A 962-nucleotide genomic window follows, 5' to 3' on the forward strand; every position below is an offset into this window, starting at 1 on the left:
CAAGCGATTGAAGGCATGGCAGGCGTTTTCTCAGACAAGGTCAAGAAGGCTGAGAACAAGGATGGCGAGATCAAAGAGCTTCACGCCAAGATCGGCAAGCTCGCGGTGGAAAACGATTTTTTGTCACAAGGGCTGAAGCGATGAGCCCGTCTGAACGCCGAAAGATGATCCGTAAAGAGAACACTGGCCTGAGCCTTGCGCGCCAGTGCAAGCTGCTCAAAATCAGCCGTTCCTCGATCTACTACACGCCGGTCGGCTTTGATCCGGCTACGATTGACCTGATGCATGAGATTGACCGGATATTCACCAGGTATCCGTTCTTTGGCAGCCGCCAGATCGCGGCGTATCTGCCCCAATCAGGGTTCTCGGCGGGACGTCACCGCGTGCGTCGTTTGATGGCCATCATGGGGTTGCAGGCCATCTGTAAGGGGCCGAACACCAGCAAGAAGCACCCTCAGCACAAGATCTGGCCATACTTGCTGAGGAAGTTGGCAATCACATGCCCCAATCAAGTTTGGTGCAGTGACATTACGTATATTCCGGTCAAGAACGGCTTTCTGTACCTGGTGGCGATCATGGATTGGGCGACGCGCAAGGTTTTGTCTTGGCGGTTGTCGAATACGCTGGACGCCAGTTTTTGCGTTGAGGCGCTGGAGGAAGCCATTGCCAAATACGGCACCCCCGAGATCATGAATGCAGACCAGGGAAGCCAATATACTGGAACCGATTGGATCACGACGCTGACCAAGGCCGAGATCAAAATCTCGATGGATGGCCGGGGCCGATACCTGGACAACATCTTCATCTAGCGGCTCTGGCGGTCCCTGAAGCAGGAGGCAGTCTATTTGCACGAGATCACAAACGGCTGCCAAGCCAAACGGATCATTGACGGCTGGATCGGCTTTTACAACACAGAGCGCCCCCACACCGCGCTCGACAAACGCACCCCAGACGCGGCATAC

At 55.2% G+C, this 962-nt stretch carries 1 protein-coding gene and 1 pseudogene; both read left to right on the plus strand.

The window, feature by feature from the left end; translation table 11 throughout:
• Nucleotides 1-140: 140 nt before the first annotated feature.
• Nucleotides 141-809 carry an IS3 family transposase gene (locus ROG8370_RS19925; protein ID WP_085828842.1) on the plus strand — a complete coding sequence of 223 codons (669 nt, stop codon included), beginning with the start codon at nt 141-143 and terminating at the stop codon, nt 807-809.
• Nucleotides 810-821: 12 nt separating this feature from the next.
• Nucleotides 822-962: pseudogene (locus ROG8370_RS21600) on the plus strand (integrase core domain-containing protein); the annotation flags it as partial.

Origin of the sequence: Roseovarius gaetbuli, from assembly GCF_900172365.1 — a bacterium.
GTDB classification, from domain to species: domain Bacteria; phylum Pseudomonadota; class Alphaproteobacteria; order Rhodobacterales; family Rhodobacteraceae; genus Roseovarius; species Roseovarius gaetbuli.

Coding starts and splice junctions, on each gene's coding strand:
- ROG8370_RS19925 (WP_085828842.1), top strand. CDS start 141: ATGAGCCCGTCTGAACGCCGAAAGATGATCCGTAAAGAGAACACTGGC.